We start from the raw sequence: 22,255 nt of genomic DNA on the forward strand, positions 1-22,255 counted from the left end.
GTTGCGGCTTGGATATTCTGCGCGCGTGAATCCAGCCGACTTATGGGAAACGACTGCGCCAACTGATGACGGGCCGTGGCCAGTCATTGAAGCTCGCGAACACCAACTCTTCTCCGATGTGATTGAAGTGCTACGCCCGAAGGTTCTTGTTGAATTCGGGTCTTGGGAGGGAGCCTCAGCGCTCGCGTGGGCGCGCGAAGCGCGCGATCGCAATATCGAAACCAAGATCATCTGCATTGATACCTGGCTGGGTTCTCCGGAGCATTGGAGAAATGCTCTGCCTGACACTGAGTGGAGCCAGGACCACTTGCGCCTGTCCCAAGGCGAACCCACCCTGATCAACACTTTTCGCAATGCGGTTCTTGTCCAGGGTTTCGGATCGAAAATCTCGCCATTGCGAGCGACTTCAGAATGCGGAAGTGAGTACTTGCGTGCGCAGGGGATCCAAGCCGATGCCGTGTACGTTGACGCGAACCACGACCACTACGCAGTGGCGAATGACTTGAGATTCGCAAGGTCCATTCTCAGTGCGCGCGGAATCATCGCGGGCGATGATTGGGCGCATCCGCCGATCAAGCGTGCGGTGCTTGAGTTCGCCTTGCGAGTGCACCACGACATCCTGGTGGCACCTGGCAGAGTCAACTTCGTGCTCATCTCGCGCCGCCGTACAGATGGCCTTGCGCAGCAGTTCGTCGAACGCGGGTACGAGCGTGAGAGTCTCAGATCCTTGGGGTTGAGCGTGGCTCGAACCCAAACCCGTGCCCTGGGAAGGCAAATCCTCAAGGGATCACGCCAGTCGTAGCTCCTAGCCCAGTCCAATGTTGCTGACGCTTGCCTGAGTGCAGCTAGCAAGTTCAGCGGGGGTCGATGCGAGAATCACGCAATGAGCGCCGACGTTCCCGCCAAGGCCGGCAAGCGGCGGCGCATTCTGCTGTGGGTGGGCTTGGGCTTCCTGATTCTGGCCGCGCTGGTGGCATGGCTGGCGAATTCCTGGAATGCGACCTATCAGCAGGCACGCACCGTGCAGAGTTCGGCGACCACGTTGAAGTCGGCGGCCATTGCGCAGCAGTGGGATCAACTGCCGACCCTGTTCACCACTATGCGCCCGCAGGCCCAGGAGCTGGCTGAGTCAACTCAGTCGCTGCCTTGGCGATTGCTGACGATGGTTCCGTTTGTTGGGGCATCGGCTGGCGGAGTGTCTGATCTTGCTGTGTCGCTAAATGACGTGTTGACCGCTGCCGAGCCACTGCTGCCCTATGGTCAGCGATTTGTCACGACCGGGCTTCGTGATGCTGACGGCCGCTTCGATCTGTCGGGATTGAACCGGGCCGCCCCGGATCTGGTGACCCTTGCAGATGTCCTCGAGGCAGCAGCCAATCGCCTCGAGGCGATCCAGACCTCGCAGTTGTTGCCGCAGGTGTCCGATGGGATCGTGCAGATGCGCGACCTGACATCGCAGTCCTGGCGATCTGTGCGTGTGCTCAGCGAGTTGGTCACCTGGGGCCCATCGCTCATCGGTGCCGATGGCAAGCGGACTTGGCTGGTGCTACTGCAGAACCCAGCTGAAGCGCGAGGCTCCGGCGGATTCCCTGGTGGCTTCGCAGTCGTGACTGCTGATGATGGGCTGGTGAAGGTTGCTTCCACCGGCACGAGTGCAGATCTGGTGAATGTGCCGATCCCGACCAAGTCAGCTTCCGCAGACAGCAAGGCGCTCTGGGGAAGCCGACTGAAGAACTGGAACACCTTCAGTCATTCCCCGAACTTCCCAATAGTCGCTCGACTTGCAGCCGACGGAATGGCTGCCCGAGGCACTCCTGTCAACGGCGTGATCGCCATCGACCCACGAGTGGTCGCGGCGATCCTGCAGGTCACCGGACCAGTCACCGCCAACGGAGAGACAATCAACGCCGAGAATGCAGAGCGCTTCTTCACAGTAGACGTCTACTCCCAGTACCGCGATCCCGGCAAGCGTGACGAAGTCTCGATGGCCTTGGTTCAGGCGATGATCACGCGCCTGCTGTCGGGCGGCTGGGACCCGGTTGCTCTGGTTGATGCGTTGAGCGGTCCAGTTTCGCAAGGTCATGCGCGCGTGTGGAGTGCCAGACCTGAGGAAGAGGCTTGGCTCGTTGAGAAGAACGCAGGTGGCGATGTGCCCAACGCGCCGGGCCCGGTGATCGCTTTGGCGTTGAACAACTCAGCTGCGAGCAAGATGGACGCCTTCATGAAGACCGCCGTTGACTACCAGCCTGGCAGCTGCGATGCGGCAGTCATGGACTCGAATCTGCGCGTGAGTCTGACGAACGACTCGCCGACAAATCTGCCGTTCGGGCTCGGCATCTACGACCGATCAGATGATCCGAAAGCCGCTAAGGGATCCACCAGCACGGTGCTGTATGTCTTTGCGCCACTGAATGCCAGATTCAATTCGGTGACGATCGATGGTGACCCTGCCTCGCTGTATCTGGGCCGAGAGGACGGTCGCGATGTCTGGTACGTCTACCTGCCGATCGATCGCAAGCAGACGCGAACTATTGAGATCAAGTTTCAGCAGCCCGTGGTTGACGGCGTGGCCCCGCAGGTGCTGATGCAGAGCATGGTCATCGACCCGACGATCACCATTGATCCCGACACGGCCTGCAGTTAGTCAGGCAGGTTCAGGCAGCAACTGCTGGATCCGGCGCATTCGAGCTTCCTCGTCACGCGGCAGTTCGGTGCTCTTCAGTCGGATTGCCACCTGACTCCGAGCAGTATCTGCGGTCAAGTTCTCCAGTTCAGCAGAGGTCGAGATGCGCATGACAGGCATTGCAACCGGGGATGTTCCAAGGTCCGCTGCCATCACTCCGAGTGAGACGTCATCGGTGAAGCGGTGGTCCCATGTGTCGGCATGGTCAACGATGCGCATTGCCAGATTGCGACTCAGCAGCACGGCTGCGCCATTTGCGAAATCCGTGCCCCAGAAGAGCTGGCCCGATTCAATCGATCCAGCGTAGACATCGGCGCTCGCATCCTGTGTCGCGATGAATTGCAGCAAGGCCGGTGTATTGACGTAGGCGCTGCTATTGACGCGCAGGATGAAGTCGTACTCCCCATTGGCAAGCACCCATTTCAAGGCGGCGATCGTTGCTACCCCGTTCCAATGAATGAAATCGGGAACCGGCACTTCAAGGTCGCCGCGCGCATCCAAGGTGGCAGTGACGCGCATTCTTCGGGCTCGGCGGTTGAACGCGTGGTCAGCGAAACGCTGGATTCGACCTCGGCGCCCAAAGCGCAGGGCTTCACGCCAGGAGGAGGTCCGCGTCGCCCAGGGGTGTGTTGGACCGGTCTTGAAGTAGCGCAGCACAGACACGTTCGCGGGTAACGCTGTGCCCCAGGTCTCCAGTTGGACTCGTTGAAACTGAGCCCAGGGCTCTCGTGAAGTGGCCATCACGAGAATCAGGACGCGGTTCATGTCGTGAGCCCTAGTGGATAGAGGTCAGACAATGAGTCGCTCATCTGCGGGGGAGCGTTCAGGGAACGTCAGCGTGGTGCGCCGCTGCTGTCGCAGCACCCAACCAGCTGCTGCGACGGGGACAAGAAATGCAGCAGCCTGACTGCGCTGTCGAACAACGAAGCCGTAGTTGCCAAATGCTGCGGAGACCACGAGCAGCACTGCGATGGCGGGCAGGATCAGGACAAGGCCCTCGCTGCGCGTAGCGCGATTCTTCAATACGAAGAACGAGAGCACGGCGAGCATGACGAAGGTCAGCCCATCGATCAGCAATTGCCAAGGTTGCCCGCCTGCCTCCCAGATGAATGGCCCAAAGGTGGCACCTGGGAGGTCCAGAAACATACCTCGGATGGCTCCACCGAAGGTGTCGAATCCTTGGCCGGTTGCGCCGGTGCTGGTCGTGGCACCCAGGGCCAGGCTCTCGCGCAGGGTGCCAGCCGCGCTGAGGTCGAACTGATTGCCACGCAGCAGGCCAAAGGGCAGGGCGAGGGCCGACGGGGCCAGAAATACGAGCATGCCAAGTGGGCCGGTCGTCTTGCGCAGCGATGTGAACAGCACCCCGATGGCGATGCCGAGCAAGGCAGCGGCCCCAATGGGCGGGCGGATCCACATCATGCCGGCCGTGGCACCAAGCAGCAGGGTGCCTGCGGTCAGCAGCCGCCGCGAGTGATAGAAGCCGACCGACAGCACCATCAAGCTCAGCAGGAAGATGGACGGGCCTTCGCGAAGAATGCTGCTGGGCCAGATGATCAGTGATGGCAGGAGCACTGCCAGCCATGCCGTGGTGTTCGCGCTTGACTCCCAGCCCAGTTGGCGCGAAGCGGTGGCCAGGATCGCAGGTAGCAGGGCCATGAACGTGGAAATGACGAGCAAGCCGACCTCGGCGTGGGTGCCAAAGATGTAGTACAGGACACCCAAGACGAGTATCCAGCCCTCCTTGCCCTCGCTGTAGCTCACGCTGCTGCCAGTGCCAGCAATGGAGTCCGCTACTGCCGCGGCGAGCTGGTGATAGGCGTCGGCGTCACTGCCCAGCGCAGTCAGGCCGAAGGAGTACAAGAGATACATGCTGAGGGCGACGTGGATGCCCAGGCTGGTCAGGCACGGTCCCAAGGTGCCGGTGAGTCTGCCGACCCAGACGGTGACAGCAATGCCAAGCAAAAGCAGCACGGTGATGACCAGCAGCGGGCTTCCAGCTCCAAATCCACTCATCGCAAGGAAAGGGTAGGCCCCACGGCAGCCAATGCCCAGCATGCCGATCGGCTAGGCATTGGTGCCCGAACCTGTGGCAAGGCGCAGAACACCTCGACGGGCGATCTCAACTGCGGCAGAGCCGTAACGCGTGTTGTCGGCAATCCGATCAAGCAGACCGGGCAATCCTGGTCTGTGGTAGCCGAACTCGGGGTGACATTGCAATTGCGCCCAGCGACGGTCCGCGTATGGGGTTTCCTGCCACGGGATCCCGATGGCCGCGAGTCGCTCCTTTGTCACACCACCAAGCAGATGCACTGCGAAGTTGGCCGCCTCCAAGCCCATGCGACGTTCATCGCCGCTCCAGTTGACGACTTCTTCCTGAAGCCGCAGCAGGCGGATCACATCCACGCACTGCCGCAGTGACCTGAAGCCATCGTGGCTGAGGTGATAGCAGGCTGCCAGCAGTGCGTCGCTCGGCGCGAATGTTGTGATGCGATCGTTCAGGAGCTCGATGTGAGTCGACCTGGCCAGGAACTCGTCGGCTGTTGGCAGCAGACCGCGTTCTTTGGCGAGCTGCCAATGCAGATCAATCTGCGAGCGAGGACCCGTCATGACGAGTTCTCGCCCGCTCCACGCGATCCTGCGCCACTCTCGTTCAAGACGGGCAAGCGAAATCTCAGCGAGCTGCCAACCTCCTGCTGTCAGCACCTTCACGGCTCTGAGCACGTCAACTGGCTGGACAAGTAGATCGACGTCACCATTGCCGCGTGCCGTGACCGTGCCAGTCGACTGCACACTCAGTGCGACTCCCTTGAATGCAAGCGCGGCAACGCCTGCTGACTCCAGAAGACTCCAGGCTTTGACTGTCTCTTTGGCCAAGGTCATGGCAAGCAGGGCATCGTTTATGGCCAGCGCATGAAGTTGCTGCGCCACCGGCTCGGCAAGTCCCAGAGCGCTCGAGCAATCGTCCACGAGTGTCGCAACCCGGTGTGCCTCAACGGCTTCCAGGAATGACCCAGATTCCAGTTGCGGATCGTCTGATTCGGCAAACTCAATGGATTTGGGATCCTTATTGGCTGGATATGAGAAGTGAGAGTGAATACAGTTCACTAGTGAACGCACTTGCGCAGGGTCAAGGCCCCTTGCATGAGGTGTCATGCAACGAGCCTAGGACGACGCAGGCAATCTGAATTCACTTGAGGGCACGGGGGTAAGGACATGACCCACCTCCCGATGCAGGTGTTCATGCTTGACCCGAGGATCAAGGCCGAGCGCATTGGTCGGGAGTGGTTGGCGCTGTGCCTGTCGACCGAGGCGGTGTATCGGTTGACCGATGAGGTTGCCGAGGTTGTTCGGCTGTTGCAGGACGGTCCCCACGAGTTGCCGCCCGAGTTGCTTCAGGCTGCCGATGTGCTGCTGGATCACGGGATGATCCTGCGCGTTGAGGCGCCGCCGGCGTTTGTGTTCTCGCGCAGGCGTGCCTTGCAAATGGGAGCGGTCGGCGGCGCTGGAATGGCGGCGATGGCCGTCGGCTTGACGGCCACTGCTCTGCCCGCGGCGGCGGCTGGCGGCTCGTTCAACACGGTGGCGGTGGCCAACGCTGGCACCTTCAACACGGATTGGGGTTTCTACTCGATCGGCGACTTTGCTGCGTGGTGGTTCAAGGTGGGCGGTGCCACCACCACCTGGACTCCGATCACCGGCAAGAGCCGCAAGATCCGCTTCCTCCTGGTAGGTGGCGGTGGTGGTGGTGGTACCGGCAACGAGAATCGGAACCGCTCCGGCGGAGGTGGCGGCGCCGGCGGCGTCTACGTCTCAGAAGTCGCGGGTGTCACGATCCCAGGCGGTCAGGCTGTGACCTTCACGCAGATCGGCGTAGGTGGCAGTGGCGGCACCGGCACTACCGCGGCCAACAACACCGCCTCGACATCCACGATCTGGACCAACACCACCACTGGCACAAAAACGGCCTATCCGGGCACCGGAGGCCGTGGCGTCAGCAATCCGACCGATCCGGCAGCGACTGCCCGTGGCGCCGGCGGTGGCGGCTACAACTCCAGTGGGACGCTCACCGCGGGCGTCACGGCTAGCACGGCAAGTGGGCAGGATCTGTCAGTCCAGGGGCTGGGCGGTGGAGCCTCGATCACCGGCTCCAACAACAACCGCCCTGGCGGCGGCGGCGGCGGCGCTGGTGGTGCCGGCGGCACCGCAGCAAACAGCACCACGGGTGGCGCCGGCGGAACGGGCTACGACGCGGTGACAGATTTCGGCTACACCGTCAAGGTTGCTGGCGGTGGCGGTGGCTTTGGCCGCAACACCGAAGGTACCGCGACCGACGGCGGCGGCACTGGAGGAAGTGCCTCGGTTTCGCCGCTTGCAGGTGTGAACCCGGGCAGCGGTGGCGGTGGCGGTGGCTACAACAATGGCTTTTCAGCGGGCGCCGCCGGTTCAGCAGGCATCATCATCATCCGCGAGGTCTCGTGATCGTGATTTCGTAGGGATTGCTGCCATTCCCGACTACCGTTCGTGAAATTTCTTCACCACAGCCTATTCTTGTAATCTAGACCTTGTTTGGGTGCTGTCGAATATTCAGGTGAAGGAGCGGCATGACCACCCCCTTCCTCCAGGTGTTCATGCTTGACCCGCAAGTGAAGATCGAGCGGGTGGGCCGTGAGTGGCTGGCCCTGTGCCTGCCCACCGATGCGGTGTATCGGATGACCAACGAGGTGGCCGAGGTTGTTCGGCTGTTGCAGGACGGCCCGCGTGAGCTGCCCGGCGAGCTCCTGCCTGCTGCCAATGTGCTGCTGGATCACGGGATGATCCTGCGAGTTGAGGCGCCGCCGGCCTTCGTGTTCTCGCGTCGCAAGGTCCTGCAGCTGGGTGCTGTGGGTGGTGCAGGTATGGCGGCCATGGCGGTGGGGCTGACTGCCACGGCGCTGCCAGCGGCAGCTGCCGCTGCCTCGTTCAACACGGTGGCCGTGGCCAATGCCGGCACCTTCAACACCAACTGGGGCTTCTACGCCATTGGCACCTTCGCTGCATGGTGGTTCAAGCAGGGCGGGGCCACGACCACCTGGACTCCCATCACGGGCAAGAGCCGGAAGATCCGCTTTCTGTTGGTCGGCGGCGGCGGTGGCGGTGGCACCGGCAACAACAGCACCAATCGCTCCGGCGGCGGCGGCGGCGCCGGCGGCGTCTACGTCTCTGCGGCGGCGGGTGTCACCATCCCCGGCGGGCAAGCGGTCACCCTCACCCAGATCGGCACTGGCGGCAGTGGTGGCAGCGGCACCACAGCAGCGAACAACACCGCCTCGACGTCCACGATCTGGACCAACGCCACCACTGGCACGCGCACTGGGTACCCCGGCACCGGTGGTCGCGGCGTCAGCAATCCGACCGATCCCGCTGCTACTGCGCGTGGCTCCGGTGGCGGCGGTTACAACTCCAGCGGCACCCTGACCGCCCCGGTCTCGGCCAGCACGGCCAGTGGACAGGATCTGACCATCCAGGGTCAGGCAGGTGGCGCCTCCATCGCGGGCTCGAACACCAACCGCCCCGGCGGTGGCGGCGGCGGCGCCGGAGGCGGTGGCGGCACCGCAGCAAACAGCACCACAGGTGGCTCCGGGGGAACGGGCTATGACGCGGTGACCGACTTTGGCTACACCGTCAAGGTGGCTGGCGGTGGCGGTGGGTATGGCCGCAACACGTCAGGTGTTGCCACCGATGGCGGCGGAACGGGCGGGAAGCTGGGTACCGCTGGCACTGCTGGCGTGAATCCGGGCAGCGGCGGTGGTGGCGGTGGTGGCAACGGCGGCACATCTGCTGGCGGCGCTGGCTCTGCTGGCATCATCATCATCCGCGAGGTGTCGTGAGCGCTGAGCAAAGCCGCGAATCTCAGGCCGCGGTAGCCTGAGATTTATTCACCACGCCGTATTGTTGGGGCTGTTGCGCCCTGCCTGGGTCAATTGCGAACACGAGGTTGAGGGGTACGCATGTCTGCGAGCGCACTCCAGGTGTTCATGCTGGATCCGCAGGTCAAGCCCGAGCGCATCGGCCGGGAGTGGCTGACACTGTGCCTTTCGACGGATGCGGTGTACCGGCTGACTGATGAGGTGGCCGAGGTCGTGCGCCTGCTGCAGGATGGCCCCCGCGAGCTGCCTGAAGAACTGTGGCGAGCCGCAGACGTGCTGCTGGATCACGGGATGATCCTTCGGGTTGAGGCACCGCCGGCCTTTGCCTTCTCTCGACGCCGGGCCCTGCAGCTGGGCGCGGTCGGCGGGGCCGGCATGGCCGCACTGGCGGTGGGCCTGACTGCAACTGCGCTGCCAGCAGCTGCTGCGGGTGCCTCGTTCAACACCGTGGCGGTGGCAAATGCCGGCACCTTCAACACCAACTGGGGCTTCTACGCGATCGGCAATTTCGCCGCCTGGTGGTTCCTGCAAGGCGGGGCAAGCACCACTTGGACACCTATCACTGGCAAGAGCCGCAAGATCCGCTACCTCCTGGTGGCCGGCGGCGGCGGCGGAGGTACCGGCGGCCTGAATGCCAATAGGGCCGGCGGCGGTGGTGGTGCTGGCGGCGTCTATGTGTCGGCGGCGGCAGGAGTGACGATTCCAGGCGGTCAGGCCGTCACGCTCACCCAGATCGGCGTTGGTGGCAGCGGTGGAACCGGCACCACCAAAGCGAACAACACGCCCTCGACATCAACCATTTGGACCAACGCCACCACTGGCACGCGCACGGCCTATCCGGGCACGGGCGGTCGGGGTCGGACCGCTCCCACAGATCCCGGCATCACCGTTCGTGGCTCTGGCGGTGGCGGATACAACAACAACGGAACCTTGACTGCTGGCCTGGCTGCGGGAACGGCTACTGGCGGTGACGTCACCAGCGCCCAGGCCGGTGGAAACGCCATCGTTGGCGCGACGAACCAGCGACCAAGTGGCGGTGGCGGTGGCCAGGGCAGCGCCGGCGGGGTGCCCGCCAACAGCACCACTGGCGGTACCGGTGGATCTGGCTACGACGCGCCCACGAACTTCGGCTACACCGTGAAGGTGGCGGGCGGCGGCGGCGGCTACGGAACGACAACGGCAGGTGCGGCAACCGATGGTGGCGGCACCGGCGGCACCAATGCCGCCGCGGGAATCGCCGGAGTCAACCCAGGCAGCGGCGGTGGGGGTACCGGCGGCGCCTCGTTCACAGCGGCAGGCGCTGGCCGTGCTGGCATCATCATCATCCGAGAGGTCGCCTGAATTGCCCACCGACGAAAAGAGCGAACAGAACGTGTGCGCGCATGGCAACTGACGGTCAATCCCTGAGTTTCGGGCAGTTCCTGCTCGCCCTGCGGCGGTGGTGGTGGATCCCGCTGATCACGCTGATCCTGGGTGGCGCGGCCGGCTATGGCTACGCGGCGCAGGAGACGCCGATGTATCAAGCCTCGGCCACGGTCACGCTTGAAGCGCTGGCCAGTGCTAGCCCTGAATTCAATGTGGTGAGCAGCTACGAGATGCAGTCCAACATCGACGTGCTCAACTCGGGTCAGACAGCCGAACTCGTGCGGGCTAAGCTCGGTGACATTGGCCCGGCCTCGGCATCTGCAAGCTATGGCGGCACGGCGAACATCACGATCACGGGCACCGCACAGTCAGCCGAGGATGCTGCACGCATCGCCAATGCCTATGCATCCGCGTTCGGCGACATCGTCAAGGACGCCGACAGTTCTCGGAACCAGACGGCGATCACCGTCATTGAGTCCCGGATGAACGACTTGAATGCGCAGATCGCAGCGATCCAGCGAAAGAATCCCGAGCCAACCCAGAAGACTGACGAAGACATCGCCGCCCTGCGTACACAAGTGCGGACCTACGAGCAGCAGATCGTCAACTTGCAGGATCAGGCCGCATTCATCGCGCAGGGCCGCGTTTCGATCCTTGATTCCGCGGTTGCGCCATCGGGGCCGTATGCACCTGCCCCGAGGCGCTCGGCTGGATTTGGAGCCTTGCTTGGCCTGCTGATCGGTTTCGGCATCATCGTGATTCGTCAGGTGCTTGATCGCGCCATCGCCAACGCAGAAGACTTCGATGACGCGTCAAGTGGTTTGCCGATCCTGGGCAGCGTGCCGCTGGACGCAGAGTGGGGTTCGGCTTCTGATACCCATCTGGTGATGCTGGAGGCCCCGGCTACCAATCAGGCGGAGTCCTATCGGACTCTGCGCACCGCCTTGCAGTATGTGCGCGTGGATGACCCCATCCGACTGCTACAGATCACCAGCCCCGACGCACAGGATGGCAAGACCACAACGGCGGCCAACCTCGCCGTTGCCCTGGCACTTACCGGGCGACGGGTTCTGCTCGTGGATCTGGACCTGCGTCGGCCACGTCTGCACGAGTTCTTTGGCAAGAACAACGGTGCTGGGTTCACCTCACTGGTCGGCAATCGCGACATCTGGAACGATGCCATCACGAATGTGGAAGAAGTGAATGGTCTTTCGCTCCTCCCCTCAGGCCCCATTCCCGACCACCCCGCAGAGTTGCTCGAGAGTGGCGGCGCCCGCGAACTGATCGAAGTTCTCGGCCACAGCTTCGACATCGTGATCGTGGACAGTCCGCCGATCCTTGGCTTGAGCGATGCCTTGGTCATCTCGTCGATGGTCGACGCAACTTTGCTCGTTGCCCGAGCCGGCAGTGTCACCCGCCACGGACTGAAGGCTGCGGTGGAGAGCATGCGACGTGTCAATGCGCCACTCATCGGTGCAGTTGTCAATGCAGTCGGGATGTCCAAGCACCTTGGATATGGATACGGCTACAACTATGGCTCGTACTACGGAAAGAGCTACGGCAGTGGCGGCGCAGGCAAGTAGCACCGATGTCCACGGAACCCACGGTGGAGTTTCGCGCCATAGCCGAAGATGGCGCCAGCATTCGCGTGCTGGTGCAAAGCGGGGCCCCGGATTCACTGATCGACTACCTCCCAGCACGAGGGCTTCTCGAGTCGGGGATCGACACTGAGACTGAACCCGAAATCACGCTTGACCTCGAACTGGTGTCAGACATCGGCAAGGCCTACCTGGAGTCATCGCTTGGGCACTTCGCTGCATCGCATCTGCAGGATGACGTAGCAATTCACTCCGCATTGATTCGTGCCGGTGACCAGCTGGTGATGCTGCCGGCGCCGTCGCTGTCGGGCAAGACCTCTCTGTGTGTAGCGGCTCGTCAGGCAGGGCATGAAGTGCTTGGCGACGAATATGTCCTGGTCAATCCATCAACAGGTTTCATCTCGACCTGGTCTCGAGACATGCGCATTCGCACGCAGGGGGCTTGGCGCAAGGAGGCAATCGATCGCCAGTCAGGTCCGCTGCATGTGACATTGGTGGCGGTCCTTCGCTTCGTTGAGCCAGGTGCACCTGATGGCGATCCGCTGAGTTTTCGGCAGCTGAGCCCAGGCGAATTGGCTGTCGAGCTGATCAGCAATTGCGTGAGTGTGCAGTATCGACCAGAGGATTCACTTGCTGCAGCAATGGCGATTGCGCGCAATACGCCGGGCATTCTCGGTGAGCGAGGTGAAGCTGGGCCCGCATTGAGCGCATTGCTCAATCTTCGGCTATGAAACCCAGCTGGCGCCGCGGCCCATCTGCTTGGACCACTGCACGCGCACACCTAATTCGTGCGCGGCACGCAATGGCCAGTGTGGATCGCGCAGCATCTGACGGCCCAGGAAGACCGCGTCTGCTTTGCCAGATTCGAGAATGTGCTCGGCCTGCTCTGGCGACGTGATGCGTCCGACGGCTCCCGTGAGAATTCCGGTGTGCTTGCGCACCTGCTCGGCGAGATCGATTTGATAGTTCACTTCATCCGGGATCACCGCGTCCGCTGCACTGCCGCCAGATGAGGTGTCAATGAAGTCAATGCCGAGTTGATCGAGCTCCTTGACGAACTGCACGCTCTGGTCAATATCCCATGCACCGTCAACCCAATCGGTTGCCGAGATGCGAACGAATACCGGCTTGTCCTGCGGAAATGCTTCGCGCACAGCAGAGGCGACTGCAAGTGGGAAGCGCATTCGGTTCGCAAGTGTTCCGCCGTACTCGTCGGTGCGGAAATTGCTGAGTGGTGAGAGGAACTGATGCAGTAAATAGCCGTGAGCGGCGTGGATCTCCACCACGTCAAAGCCGGCAGCGTCAGCCCGAATGGCAGCCTCGGCAAAGGCCTGAGCAGTGGCATGAATCTCATCGACCGTCATCTCATGCGGCACTTCGTAACCTTGAAAAGCCACCGCAGATGGAGCCTGGGCGATCCAGCCACCGTCGGCAATGGAGACGTGCTTTCCGCCGTTCCACGATGCAGCCATCGAGGCCTTGCGCCCGGCATGGGCGAGTTGAATTCCGGCCTTGACGTCCTGGGAATGAATGAAGTCCACAATGCGTGCCCAGGCTGTGACCTGCTCCTGGTTCCAGATGCCGGGGCAGTCGGGGCTGATCCGAGCCTCCGGAAGCACTCCGGTTGCCTCGGCCATCACCAGGCCTGCCTTGCCTGTGGCGTACGCACCGAGAGTGACCAGATGCCAATCACCGACGATGCCGTCCACCGCTGAGTACTGGCACATCGGAGCGAGCCAGGCCCGGTTGGGAAACTCGACGCCGCGAATGGTCAATGGAGTGAACAGGACAGTCATAGGAGCCTCATCGCAATCTGGCAAGTGGTTGAACGGTCAACACTAGTTCGCGGCACATTAGGCTGAACGCGATGTCCGCCAACAGCGAAGAGCCGCTTGCATCTGTGCACCCAATCGCTGCACGGCGTCGCAAGCGACTCAATCTCACGCAATGGCCGATCACCGTTGTCTTGATCGGCGTTGGCCTGTCGTTGATTGTGGTCGCCTTCGTCTCCTTCCGACGCGGTTCGATCATGCTGTCGGCCTTCGTCACCCTTGCGCTCTTCTTGCGCTTGATCCTCTCCGACTCTGAGGCGGGGTGGTTGGTCGTGCGAAGCAAGAAGATTGACGTGGCGACTTTGGCCGTGCTGGCTGTCGGCCTCACAGTGATGTCCTTCTGGGTACCGAATCCTTCGTAGTCAGCGCGAGAAGCCGGACGCCGAATCGTGTCGCAGCATCGAGACCACTGTCGGTAGGAGTCGTGCTGATCTCTTCAGCGCCCACGGCACTCCATGGGCTGCCAGCCACCAGCCTGGGCGCGCCTGCTCTACCGAAGGCTGCTTGGCGGCACCGATAACAGGAATGCCAAGCAGGACGGCAGTCTGCTCTGCGAGTGCTTGGTATCCGCACGGAGAGGGATGAACGCGATCTGAAGCCAGATGCCTGGCCAGATAGGCACCTTCGTCGTTCCACCGATCAAGGATGCAGACCTCGCTGTCGTGTGCGGCCTGAACGATTGCGCAGTTGAGTAGTTCTATTCGCTGCCGCAGATGTGGACGCAACACTCGTGGTATCTGGCAAGTGCGAGAAATATCGGGCAATGTGGCCACGACCACACTTGAGGCCGCGGCTTGCAGAGTGCTGAGTGACTTGCGAAGTTCAGTGGAGAACTGCGTGGCGTCAAAGCCTCGACAGATTGCGTCATTGCCGCCGATGCTGACCAGCGCGATATCGGGCTTTGCGATGACTGTCGCGCCCACTTGGCTCTTTGCCATCTCGCTCAGTCGAGCTCCTGGCCACGCCAGGCGCTGATGGTGAGCACTGCCGATGGCAGTCGCCAGCCGTCCAGACCAACCCGGGCCAACGCCCGCACCGCGCACATCTCCGACTCCAAAGGAGATGCTGTCGCCCAAGGCAACGATGGTCGTCATGCGAACTCATCGATTCGCGTGGTCAATCCTTGAAGCGCCAACATGCTTGCCGCGGAACGTCGCCATGTGAATTCACGTGCCCGCTCACGCGCTAGCTCACGGATGCCAACACGTGAAGTGAGTTCCAAGATGCCCTCGGCCCACGCTCGGGCATCCAGGGGCAGAGCCCTGCCGCCAAGCACACCGCACACTTCTGGAACTGCGGAAGCTTGATTTGATATCACTGGGGTGCCACTGGCCAGTGACTCCAGCGCGGCCAGTCCAAACGTCTCGATCGGCCCGGGTGCCAGCAGGACATCGGCGCTGGCCAGGACGCGAGCGAGCGCATCTCTATTGGTGATGAAGCCCAACATGCTCGCAGGCAGGGCTTCGCTGCGTCGTTGCAACACCTGCTCGAGAGGTCCGCTACCGGCGATGACCAGGTGCGCATCGACACCGAGTTCGCAGAGAGCTTTCAGTGCATCGAGTGCGAACTCCGGCTGCTTCTCCTTGCTCAGTCGGCTGCAAAGAACCAAGATCATCTGGGCGTTGAACTGATCTCGCCACACCCCGCTCCAGCGTCTTGGGTGGAATGCGGCCAGATCAACGCCGAGCGGTATTCGCGTGTACGGGATATCCAAGCGGTCGAACTCTTCGCCAGCGAACCTGGTTGTGCACACAAGATGATCGACGCGATTGGCCGCCCGCCGATTGAGGCGATCGGCCAGTTCGATGTCGTTGAGTGCGCCAGCAAAGGCTCGGATGACTCCGTCTATGCGCTCGTGAGCCACAAGTGTTGTCTGCACGTCACGCTTGCGCGCCCAATCCGTGATCGGAATGAGCGTCGTACGATCAGAGAGTTCTATGGCGTCGGGATTGATGTGCTGCAGCAACTCGCGTACCCGACGCAGGCGCCAGATCAGACGATAGCCACCCGAGCTTGGTATTTGCGGGCTGAGAATCTCATGGGTCGTGACATTTCCCTTGGTGGAAGTGTGACTGCGATCCGAAGGAATGATGATGTGCGCGCTGTGCCCGATTCGCTCGTACTCAAGTGCCAATGCATTCACGGTTGTGCGCAGACCACCGCTGCGCGGTCCGTAGAAGTTGGCCAAGTGCGCGACGGTGGCCATGTCAGGCAGCCACATTCAGGCGGTAGGCCATCGATGCGTCGGCGTAGTGCCCGATCAGTTCGTCCGTGAGCTTGTGCCAACTGCGTTCAGCGACCTGTTGCTGGGCAGCTTCCACAATCGCGTTGCGAAGGGGTTCGTCGCCCAGAAGTCGACAGACCTGCTCCTTCATGGATGCCCGACTGCCTGGCGTGTAGAGCAAGCCCGTCCGGCCATCCTCGATCAGGTCGAGCGGACCACCAGTGCGCGGGGCGACAACTGGCACTCCTGAGGCCATGGCCTCTTGAATCACCTGGCAGAAGGTCTCCAACTCGCCGGATGCCACGAGCACGTCCAGACTGGCGAAGGCAGCCGCCAGATCCAAACCGAGCAAGCGCCCCGTGAACTGCGCCCGGGGCATCAGCCGTTGGAGCTCTTCGCGACTTGGCCCGTCACCAACGACAAGAACTTCAAGCTCTCCGGCTGCCGCAAGTTCGGCCAAGATATGCACGTTCTTCTCCGGCGCCAAACGACCCACAAAGCCAACCCGAGGCATTCCTGCCGAGCGCGCCGGCACAAGTGCCGAGTGAACATGCCGCAAGGGCGAGAACTGAGTGAGATCGACCCCGCGGCCCCACAGGCGAATGCGGTCGACTTGCAGGCTCTTGAGGTACAACTCCGAGGCGCGAGAGGGGGCCAGAGTGAGATCGGCATGCTGATGAATGCGTCGGATCACCCCGTCGGCCAGAAAAGAGACAGATCCAAGTCGGTAGTGATTTGCGAATCCAGAAATGTGGGTTTGGAAGATCGCAACGCTCGGGATGTGCAGCATTCGTGCGGCGTTCAGCACCTTTCTTCCGAGCGCCATCGGTGACGCAAGGTGCACAACAGTCGCGCCGAACTCCTCGAGCACGCTCGCTATGTGATGCGTGCGCGGCAGTGCGATGTCGATCTCTGCTCCTGGCAATTCAAAGGAGCGAACCCGATGTACAGGGATGCCCTCGAAATCATCTGTGGGATAGCTGTCGGGGGCGATGATCAGACTGGGAATGGCTCGTTTGTGCAATTCGCGCGCGACCTGCACGACTGAATTTGCTACGCCATTGACTCGAGGACTGAAGGACTCGGCAGCGATTGCAACGCGCATAGCCTTATCAAGCCTGATGGACAAGATGAGAGGCAATGCGTAATGCAACGTGTTGGAAAACCCTTGGCGAACAAACAACTTTGGCGAACTCAAGATGCCCGGCCTTGGTGCACGTGGACTTAGCGTGCAGACATGGTCGCAGCTGCGTTCTTTGATCTCGACAACACATTGGTCCGCGGTTCCTCGCTGTTTCACTTCGGGATGTATCTCAGTCGTGCCGGTGTCATCAATCCCATTCACGTTCTCCGCCACCTAGGCAAGCAACTGGTGTACGTGCATCAAGGGGGAGAACGCGAAGGCATGCCAACGGACATCGCCAAGCGCATGCTGCAGCTTGTGCGTGGACGTTCTCAGTCTGAGCTTCGTTCGCACGCACGTACCTTCGTGAGCATGCACTTGCGAGAGCATCTCGTTGCCTCTGCGTTGGCTGAAGTGATGGCATTCCAGTTTCGCGGTATTCCTGTCGTCCTGGCCACCGCAAGCCCACAGGACCTTGCAGATGCCATCGCCGCAGAACTGGGTCTTGCTGGAGCGGTCGGCACGATTGCCGAGGTTCGAGACGGCAAGTACACAGGGCTGCTCGGATCGCCAATTGCGCATGGTCTGCAGAAGGCGCGTCGAGTGCAGGCGCTGATGGCGCAGCAGCAATGGACTGCTCAGGATAGCTGGGCCTTCACGGACTCGGTGCATGATCTTCCGCTACTGGCAAGCGTGGGCCACCCGGTCGTGGTCAATCCGGATCGCCATCTCACCAGGCTTGCCGAACTCAACAGCTGGCCAATCCTGCCGGGCTCCGGTGGACCCGTGCGACCAGCGCGCGCACCGAGCAAGGTTCTTTTGCCATAGTTCACCAGTGAGCACACAGTCAGGTCCCCGTCTGCGATCAATCCTGAGCCAGATCCCTGCCTACAAGGCTGGGCAGGCCGCACCTGTGCACGGAGGCGTCACGCCTCACAAACTGTCGAGCAATGAGAACCCATTCCCGCCGCTGCCATCGGTGCTCCAAGCAGTCCGTACTGCGGCCGGCTCCATGCAGCTCTATCCGGATTTCGCTTCTGCGGAGCTTGTTGAAGCGTTATCCACGCGTTTTTCGGTTCCCACTTCACATCTCGCAGTGGCCTCGGGCAGCGTTGCGCTGACTCAACAACTGGTCAACATCACCAGTGGTCCGGGCGACGCAGTGGTGTTCGCCTGGCGCTCATTTGAGTCCTACCCGATCGTGACGATGATCGGCGGCGCCACTCCTGTGCAAGTGGCGCTTGACTCCGAAGATCGACACGACCTGAATGCCATGCTCAATTCGATCGATGGCAGCACCAGGTTGATCTTCGTCTGCAATCCGAACAATCCGACGGGCACTGCAGTTGGCCGTGAAGCGCTTGAGCACTTCGTGGATGCCGTCCCGTCTGACGTGCTGATCGTCATCGACGAGGCCTATCGCGAGTTCGTCAATCCGGGCAGCATCCCCGATGGTCTGGACCTGTACAGGGAAAGAAGCAATGTTGCTGTCCTGCGCACCTTCTCCAAGGCCTATGGCCTGGCGGGTCTGCGGGTTGGCTTCTGCGTCGCTCACGAGCCGGTAGCAGAGGCTCTGCGCAAGGTGCAGACCCCCTTCGGGGTCTCCTCGGTCGCGCAGGCAGCAGCGGTCGCCGCCCTTGCCGCCGAAGACGAAGCACTTGATCGTGTCCACCTTCTCGTAGGAGAGCGCGAACGCGTACAGGCGAGCCTCAAAGCGGCCGGCTTCGCCCCCGCCGAGTCCGAGTCGAACTTCATCTGGCTGCGCCTTTTGGACCTGACTTCTGACTTCGCGCAAGCATGCGAATCGGTCGGCCTGGCCGTTCGACCCTTCACCGGCGAGGGAGTCCGGGTGAGCGTGGGGCTTCCCGAGGCCAATGATCGCTTCATCGAAACTGCCACGCAGTGGCGCCGAACTCGGCCATAGCGGACACCGTTCCGCTGCTCGAAACCCGGCAAGTGAGCGTTGCATCACATGGCCTGCATCTCTCGCCGTTGCACCCCATTTGCTGGAGTACCTTGAGCCTTTGATTTGACCCCCCATCCCCTTGGAAGGCAGTTCATGGCTCGCAGTGGCAAGGTCGCCGTCATCGGTGCAGGTTTCTATGGTTCAACCACGGCAATGAGGCTCGCGGAGTACGACATCTTCGAGACCGTCGTGCTGACTGACGTCGTGGATGGCAAGGCTGAGGGCTTGGCCCTGGACCTCAACCAGTCGCGCTGGATCGAAGGATTCGAGACCAAGGTTGTCGGACAGACCACCGGACCCAATGGCGAGGGCTACGAAGCCATCGCAGGCTCCGACATTGTCGTGATCACCGCGGGGCTTCCTCGCAAGCCGGGCATGAGCCGCATGGATCTCATCGAGACCAATGCCCGCATCATGCGTCAGGTAGCCGAGAACATTGCCAAGCACGCGCCCGAGACCGTAGTCATCAACGTTGCAAACCCACTCGATGAGATGACCGCGCTTGCACAGATCGTCACTGGCTTTCCGTATGCACGCGTCATTGGTCAGGCAGGCATGCTGGACACTGCACGCTTCACCCACTTCGTGGCCGAAGAACTCAACGTGCCGGTCGCATCGGTCACCACCCTGACTCTGGGCTCGCACGGCGACACGATGGTGCCGGTCGCTTCAGCGTGCACCGTTGATGGCAAGCCGCTGTCCGACCTGTTGTCAGCTGACAAGATCGAAGAGCTCGTTGTGCGCACCCGCAATGGCGGAGCCGAGGTAGTGGCCCTGCTGAAGACCGGCTCGGCCTACTACGCGCCTTCGGCTGCTGCCTCGCGTATGGCCAAGGCTGTGCACGAAGACTCAGGTGCCGTCATGCCGGTCTGCGCATGGGTCGATGGCGAGTACGGCCTTTCAGGTGCCTATCTCGGCGTGGAGGCCCAGTTGGGCGCTGGCGGTATCCGCAAGATCGTGGAAACCCCGTTGACCGCTGCTGAGCAGGCGCTGCTCGTTGAGGCCTATGAGGCAGTGAAAACCAAGCAAGCCGACGTCAGGGATCTCTAGACTGCGAGATCGCTCGTCACAACTAGCCCACTGAACCGCTGCGATCCGGCGGAACACTTTCTATTGCACCGACCCACAAGGAGCAAGCGTTGAGCAAGATCAAGGTAGCCAACCCGGTCGTTGAACTCGATGGCGACGAAATGACTCGCATCATCTGGCAGTTCATCAAGGACGAACTGATCCTGAAGTACCTCGATGTCGACCTGAAGTACTACGACCTGGGCATTGAGTACCGCGACGCGACAGATGATCAGGTCACGATCGACTCTGCCAATGCCATTTTGAAGTACGGCGTCGGTGTGAAGTGCGCGACCATCACGCCAGATGAGGCCCGCGTTGAAGAGTTCGGTCTGAAGAAGATGTGGAAATCGCCAAACGGCACGATCCGCAACATCCTTGGCGGCGTCATCTTCCGCGAGCCGATCATCATTTCGAACATCCCGCGCCTGGTGCCGGGTTGGACCAAGCCGATCGTTGTTGGCCGTCACGCATTCGGCGACCAGTACAAGGCAACCGACTTCAAGGTTCCTGGTGCCGGCTCGCTGACGATGACCTTCACGCCAAGCGATGGCTCTGCACCGATGGAGTTCGATGTCTTCGACTTTCCGGGCGCCGGAGTTGCGATGGGCATGTACAACCTTGATGAGTCGATTCGTGACTTCGCGCGCGCTTCGATGCGCTATGGCCTCAACCGCAACTACCCGGTGTACCTCTCAACGAAGAACACCATCCTGAAGGCCTATGACGGTCAGTTCAAGGACATCTTCGCCGACGTGTACGAGACCGAGTTCAAGTCAGAGTTCGAGGCTGCTGGTATTGAGTACGAGCACCGCTTGATCGACGACATGGTTGCTGCCGCAATGAAGTGGGAAGGCGGCTACGTCTGGGCCTGCAAGAACTACGACGGCGACGTCCAGTCCGACACGATTGCCCAGGGCTTCGGTTCACTTGGTTTGATGACCAGCGTGCTCATGAGCCCTGACGGCAAGACCGTTGAGGCCGAAGCTGCGCACGGCACCGTGACGCGTCACTACCGTCAGCATCAGCAGGGCAAGCCCACGTCGACCAACCCGATCGCCTCGATCTTCGCGTGGACTCGAGGACTCGAGCATCGCGGAATGCTCGATGGCACTCCTGAGGTCAGCGCATTCGCGCAAACCCTTGAGCGCGTGTGCATCGAGACAGTTGAAGAGGGAAAGATGACCAAGGACCTGTCCTTGCTCATCAGCCCAGAGCAGCCTTGGCAGACCACCCAGGAATTCCTGGGTTCGATCGACGAGAACCTGCAGAAGGCGATGCGCTGAACGCAATGACATCAACGCAAGGGAGGGGGAGCCGATGACGGTTGCCCCTCCTTCGCAGTCTGAGGCCTTCGACCACGGACTCTCCACGCGCGGTCTATGGATCCTCATGGGCACCATCGCAGGCATGACGGCCTTCGCGCCCTTTGCCACTGACGTCTATCTGCCGGCGTTCCCGAATCTGACCGACGATCTCAACACCACTGACAGCGCTGCACAGCTGACGCTGACGGCGACTTTCCTTGGCATCATGATCGGCCAGTTGGTCTTCGGGCCGCTGTCGGACTCCCTTGGCAGACGACGCCTGGTCATCATCATGACTTTGGCAACGATTCTTTCCACTGTTGCCTGCACTCTCGCGCCGACAATTGAGTTCCTGACATTGGCCCGGCTGGCACTTGGCGTCACCGGCGGTGCTGGCATCGTCATCGGCCGAGCAATCGCCGCGGACATCTCCAAGGGGCCAGAAGCAGCACGCTTCTTCTCGCTTCTCATGAGCATCACGATGCTCGCCCCACTGATTGGCCCGATCGTGGGCGGCGCGCTGCTGAGCTGGACCGACACCTGGCGTGCAGCCTTCGCGTTCCTGACCGTGTTCGTGGTGCTGCTGGCCTTGGCAATCATCTTCTTCGTCCCAGAAACCCTGCCACCTGACCGACGTCACCCCGGCGGGCTCACCGAAATCCGCAAGGGTGCCGGTTTGATGTTCCGTGACCGCGTCTTCATGGGGTACGCCATCACTCAGGTATTCGCCTTTGCAACCTTGTTCGCCTATCTCGCCAGCTCATCATTCATCTTCCAGGAAACCTTTGGCCTGAGTCCGACGGGCTACAGCTTTGCTTTCTCGGGCATCGTGCTGTCCATCCTGTTTGCCGGAATGCTCAATCGCCGCTTGCTGCTCAACTTTGGCGTGCGCACGCTTCTGGTCTGGTCACTCGTGATCGCTACTGTGGCGGCAGTTGCATTGATCGTGATCATGGCGATGGGCAGCCCCTCGATGTGGCTGATGATTCTTGGCCTGCTGTTCGTCATGGGCACTCGGGCACCCATCGGCGCCAATGCCATGGCGCTGGCTCTGGAGCGCAGCGCGTACGTCGGCACGGCGTCGGCCATCATCGGGGCGATGACCTTCGCTGGGGCTCTCGTGGCCACCCCGTTGCTGGCCATTTTGCCCTTCAATACCGGCCTGACGATGGCTGTGGTCATG

Annotated in this window: 20 protein-coding genes; 13 read left to right on the forward strand and 7 right to left on the reverse strand. The window is 61.6% G+C overall.

All coding sequences use genetic code 11. The annotated features are described in order from the left end of the window. The first annotated feature begins 25 nt into the window (after positions 1–25). Positions 26–802 (forward strand): class I SAM-dependent methyltransferase, encoded by a 777-nt coding sequence (locus Q8M73_05415; GenBank protein MDP2287987.1) that lies wholly within the window; start codon positions 26–28, stop codon positions 800–802. Positions 803–883: 81 nt separating this feature from the next. Beyond that, positions 884–2,644 carry a DUF4012 domain-containing protein gene (locus tag Q8M73_05420; GenBank protein ID MDP2287988.1) on the forward strand — a complete coding sequence of 587 codons (1,761 nt, stop codon included), beginning with the start codon at positions 884–886 and terminating at the stop codon, positions 2,642–2,644. On the opposite strand, the gene Q8M73_05425 is transcribed toward Q8M73_05420, so the two are convergent. From Q8M73_05425 to Q8M73_05435, 3 genes are read right to left on the reverse strand one after another with little or no spacing between them, the layout of a single operon-like run. Continuing rightward, a complete protein-coding gene (locus tag Q8M73_05425; protein MDP2287989.1) occupies positions 2,645–3,448 on the reverse strand; it encodes a hypothetical protein in 804 nt (267 codons plus the stop codon). 24 nt (positions 3,449–3,472) lie between these two features. After that, on the reverse strand, positions 3,473–4,696 hold the full coding sequence (locus Q8M73_05430) for a hypothetical protein (protein ID MDP2287990.1): 1,224 nt from the start codon (positions 4,694–4,696) through the stop codon (positions 3,473–3,475). A 51-nt stretch (positions 4,697–4,747) separates the two neighbouring features. Then, entirely contained in the window at positions 4,748–5,836 is a 1,089-nt protein-coding gene (locus Q8M73_05435; protein MDP2287991.1) for a nucleotidyltransferase family protein, read from the reverse strand. Between the two features lie 60 nt (positions 5,837–5,896). Between Q8M73_05435 and Q8M73_05440 the strand changes: the two genes are divergently transcribed. From Q8M73_05440 to Q8M73_05460, 5 genes are all read left to right on the forward strand, one after another. Further along, entirely contained in the window at positions 5,897–7,162 is a 1,266-nt protein-coding gene (locus tag Q8M73_05440) for a hypothetical protein (protein MDP2287992.1), read from the forward strand. A 122-nt stretch (positions 7,163–7,284) separates the two neighbouring features. Continuing rightward, a complete protein-coding gene (locus tag Q8M73_05445; protein MDP2287993.1) occupies positions 7,285–8,550 on the forward strand; it encodes a hypothetical protein in 1,266 nt (421 codons plus the stop codon). A gap of 120 nt (positions 8,551–8,670) precedes the next feature. Continuing rightward, positions 8,671–9,930 carry a hypothetical protein gene (locus Q8M73_05450; protein MDP2287994.1) on the forward strand — a complete coding sequence of 420 codons (1,260 nt, stop codon included), beginning with the start codon at positions 8,671–8,673 and terminating at the stop codon, positions 9,928–9,930. A 41-nt stretch (positions 9,931–9,971) separates the two neighbouring features. Further along, positions 9,972–11,537 carry a polysaccharide biosynthesis tyrosine autokinase gene (locus Q8M73_05455; protein MDP2287995.1) on the forward strand — a complete coding sequence of 522 codons (1,566 nt, stop codon included), beginning with the start codon at positions 9,972–9,974 and terminating at the stop codon, positions 11,535–11,537. A gap of 5 nt (positions 11,538–11,542) precedes the next feature. Next, complete coding sequence (locus tag Q8M73_05460; GenBank protein ID MDP2287996.1) at positions 11,543–12,283, forward strand: hypothetical protein; 741 nt, start codon at positions 11,543–11,545, stop codon at positions 12,281–12,283. On the opposite strand, the gene Q8M73_05465 is transcribed toward Q8M73_05460, so the two are convergent. Then, the gene (locus tag Q8M73_05465) at positions 12,278–13,348 is read right to left on the reverse strand and encodes an NADH:flavin oxidoreductase/NADH oxidase (protein ID MDP2287997.1); all 1,071 of its coding nucleotides are present in this window, start codon (positions 13,346–13,348) and stop codon (positions 12,278–12,280) included. The genes Q8M73_05460 and Q8M73_05465 overlap by 6 nt on opposite strands. A 71-nt stretch (positions 13,349–13,419) precedes the next feature. Here Q8M73_05465 and Q8M73_05470 point away from each other — a divergent pair, with 71 nt between their 5' ends. Then, a complete protein-coding gene (locus Q8M73_05470; protein MDP2287998.1) occupies positions 13,420–13,746 on the forward strand; it encodes a DUF3017 domain-containing protein in 327 nt (108 codons plus the stop codon). Here the strand turns inward: Q8M73_05470 and Q8M73_05475 are convergent, their stop codons facing one another. Genes Q8M73_05475 through Q8M73_05485 form a run of 3 tightly spaced genes read right to left on the reverse strand, consistent with a single transcriptional unit; the run spans position 13,747 to position 16,713 of the window. Further along, complete coding sequence (locus Q8M73_05475; GenBank protein MDP2287999.1) at positions 13,747–14,478, reverse strand: SGNH/GDSL hydrolase family protein; 732 nt, start codon at positions 14,476–14,478, stop codon at positions 13,747–13,749. It lies immediately after the preceding gene. Beyond that, the gene (locus tag Q8M73_05480; GenBank protein ID MDP2288000.1) at positions 14,475–15,590 is read right to left on the reverse strand and encodes a glycosyltransferase; all 1,116 of its coding nucleotides are present in this window, start codon (positions 15,588–15,590) and stop codon (positions 14,475–14,477) included. The genes Q8M73_05475 and Q8M73_05480 overlap by 4 nt, the downstream gene beginning before the upstream one ends. Before the next feature lies 1 nt (position 15,591). Further along, entirely contained in the window at positions 15,592–16,713 is a 1,122-nt protein-coding gene (locus Q8M73_05485; GenBank protein ID MDP2288001.1) for a glycosyltransferase family 1 protein, read from the reverse strand. Between the two features lie 132 nt (positions 16,714–16,845). Here Q8M73_05485 and Q8M73_05490 point away from each other — a divergent pair, with 132 nt between their 5' ends. The 5 genes from Q8M73_05490 to Q8M73_05510 all read left to right on the forward strand — a co-directional run. Continuing rightward, on the forward strand, positions 16,846–17,559 hold the full coding sequence (locus Q8M73_05490) for an HAD-IB family hydrolase (GenBank protein MDP2288002.1): 714 nt from the start codon (positions 16,846–16,848) through the stop codon (positions 17,557–17,559). Between the two features lie 7 nt (positions 17,560–17,566). After that, positions 17,567–18,655, forward strand: coding sequence for a histidinol-phosphate transaminase (hisC, locus tag Q8M73_05495; protein ID MDP2288003.1), 1,089 nt, complete (start codon positions 17,567–17,569; stop codon positions 18,653–18,655). A gap of 135 nt (positions 18,656–18,790) precedes the next feature. Further along, positions 18,791–19,747: a malate dehydrogenase gene (gene mdh / locus Q8M73_05500; protein ID MDP2288004.1), complete on the forward strand. Its 957-nt coding sequence runs from the start codon at positions 18,791–18,793 to the stop codon at positions 19,745–19,747. Between the two features lie 89 nt (positions 19,748–19,836). Next, positions 19,837–21,051 (forward strand): NADP-dependent isocitrate dehydrogenase, encoded by a 1,215-nt coding sequence (locus Q8M73_05505; GenBank protein MDP2288005.1) that lies wholly within the window; start codon positions 19,837–19,839, stop codon positions 21,049–21,051. 34 nt (positions 21,052–21,085) lie between these two features. Beyond that, positions 21,086–22,255, forward strand: a 1,170-nt coding sequence (locus Q8M73_05510) for a multidrug effflux MFS transporter (protein MDP2288006.1), incomplete at its 3' end; no start/stop codon positions are given.

The organism is Actinomycetota bacterium, assembly GCA_030684515.1.
GTDB lineage: Bacteria > Actinomycetota > Actinomycetes > S36-B12 > S36-B12 > UBA11398.

Coding starts and splice junctions, on each gene's coding strand:
- Q8M73_05420 (MDP2287988.1), top strand. CDS start 884: ATGAGCGCCGACGTTCCCGCCAAGGCCGGCAAGCGGCGGCGCATTCTG.
- Q8M73_05425 (MDP2287989.1), bottom strand. CDS start 3,448: ATGAACCGCGTCCTGATTCTCGTGATGGCCACTTCACGAGAGCCCTGG.
- Q8M73_05430 (MDP2287990.1), bottom strand. CDS start 4,696: ATGAGTGGATTTGGAGCTGGAAGCCCGCTGCTGGTCATCACCGTGCTG.
- Q8M73_05435 (MDP2287991.1), bottom strand. CDS start 5,836: ATGACACCTCATGCAAGGGGCCTTGACCCTGCGCAAGTGCGTTCACTA.
- Q8M73_05440 (MDP2287992.1), top strand. CDS start 5,897: ATGACCCACCTCCCGATGCAGGTGTTCATGCTTGACCCGAGGATCAAG.
- Q8M73_05445 (MDP2287993.1), top strand. CDS start 7,285: ATGACCACCCCCTTCCTCCAGGTGTTCATGCTTGACCCGCAAGTGAAG.
- Q8M73_05450 (MDP2287994.1), top strand. CDS start 8,671: ATGTCTGCGAGCGCACTCCAGGTGTTCATGCTGGATCCGCAGGTCAAG.
- Q8M73_05455 (MDP2287995.1), top strand. CDS start 9,972: ATGGCAACTGACGGTCAATCCCTGAGTTTCGGGCAGTTCCTGCTCGCC.
- Q8M73_05460 (MDP2287996.1), top strand. CDS start 11,543: ATGTCCACGGAACCCACGGTGGAGTTTCGCGCCATAGCCGAAGATGGC.
- Q8M73_05465 (MDP2287997.1), bottom strand. CDS start 13,348: ATGACTGTCCTGTTCACTCCATTGACCATTCGCGGCGTCGAGTTTCCC.
- Q8M73_05470 (MDP2287998.1), top strand. CDS start 13,420: ATGTCCGCCAACAGCGAAGAGCCGCTTGCATCTGTGCACCCAATCGCT.
- Q8M73_05475 (MDP2287999.1), bottom strand. CDS start 14,478: ATGACGACCATCGTTGCCTTGGGCGACAGCATCTCCTTTGGAGTCGGA.
- Q8M73_05480 (MDP2288000.1), bottom strand. CDS start 15,590: ATGGCCACCGTCGCGCACTTGGCCAACTTCTACGGACCGCGCAGCGGT.
- Q8M73_05485 (MDP2288001.1), bottom strand. CDS start 16,713: ATGCGCGTTGCAATCGCTGCCGAGTCCTTCAGTCCTCGAGTCAATGGC.
- Q8M73_05490 (MDP2288002.1), top strand. CDS start 16,846: ATGGTCGCAGCTGCGTTCTTTGATCTCGACAACACATTGGTCCGCGGT.
- mdh (MDP2288004.1), top strand. CDS start 18,791: ATGGCTCGCAGTGGCAAGGTCGCCGTCATCGGTGCAGGTTTCTATGGT.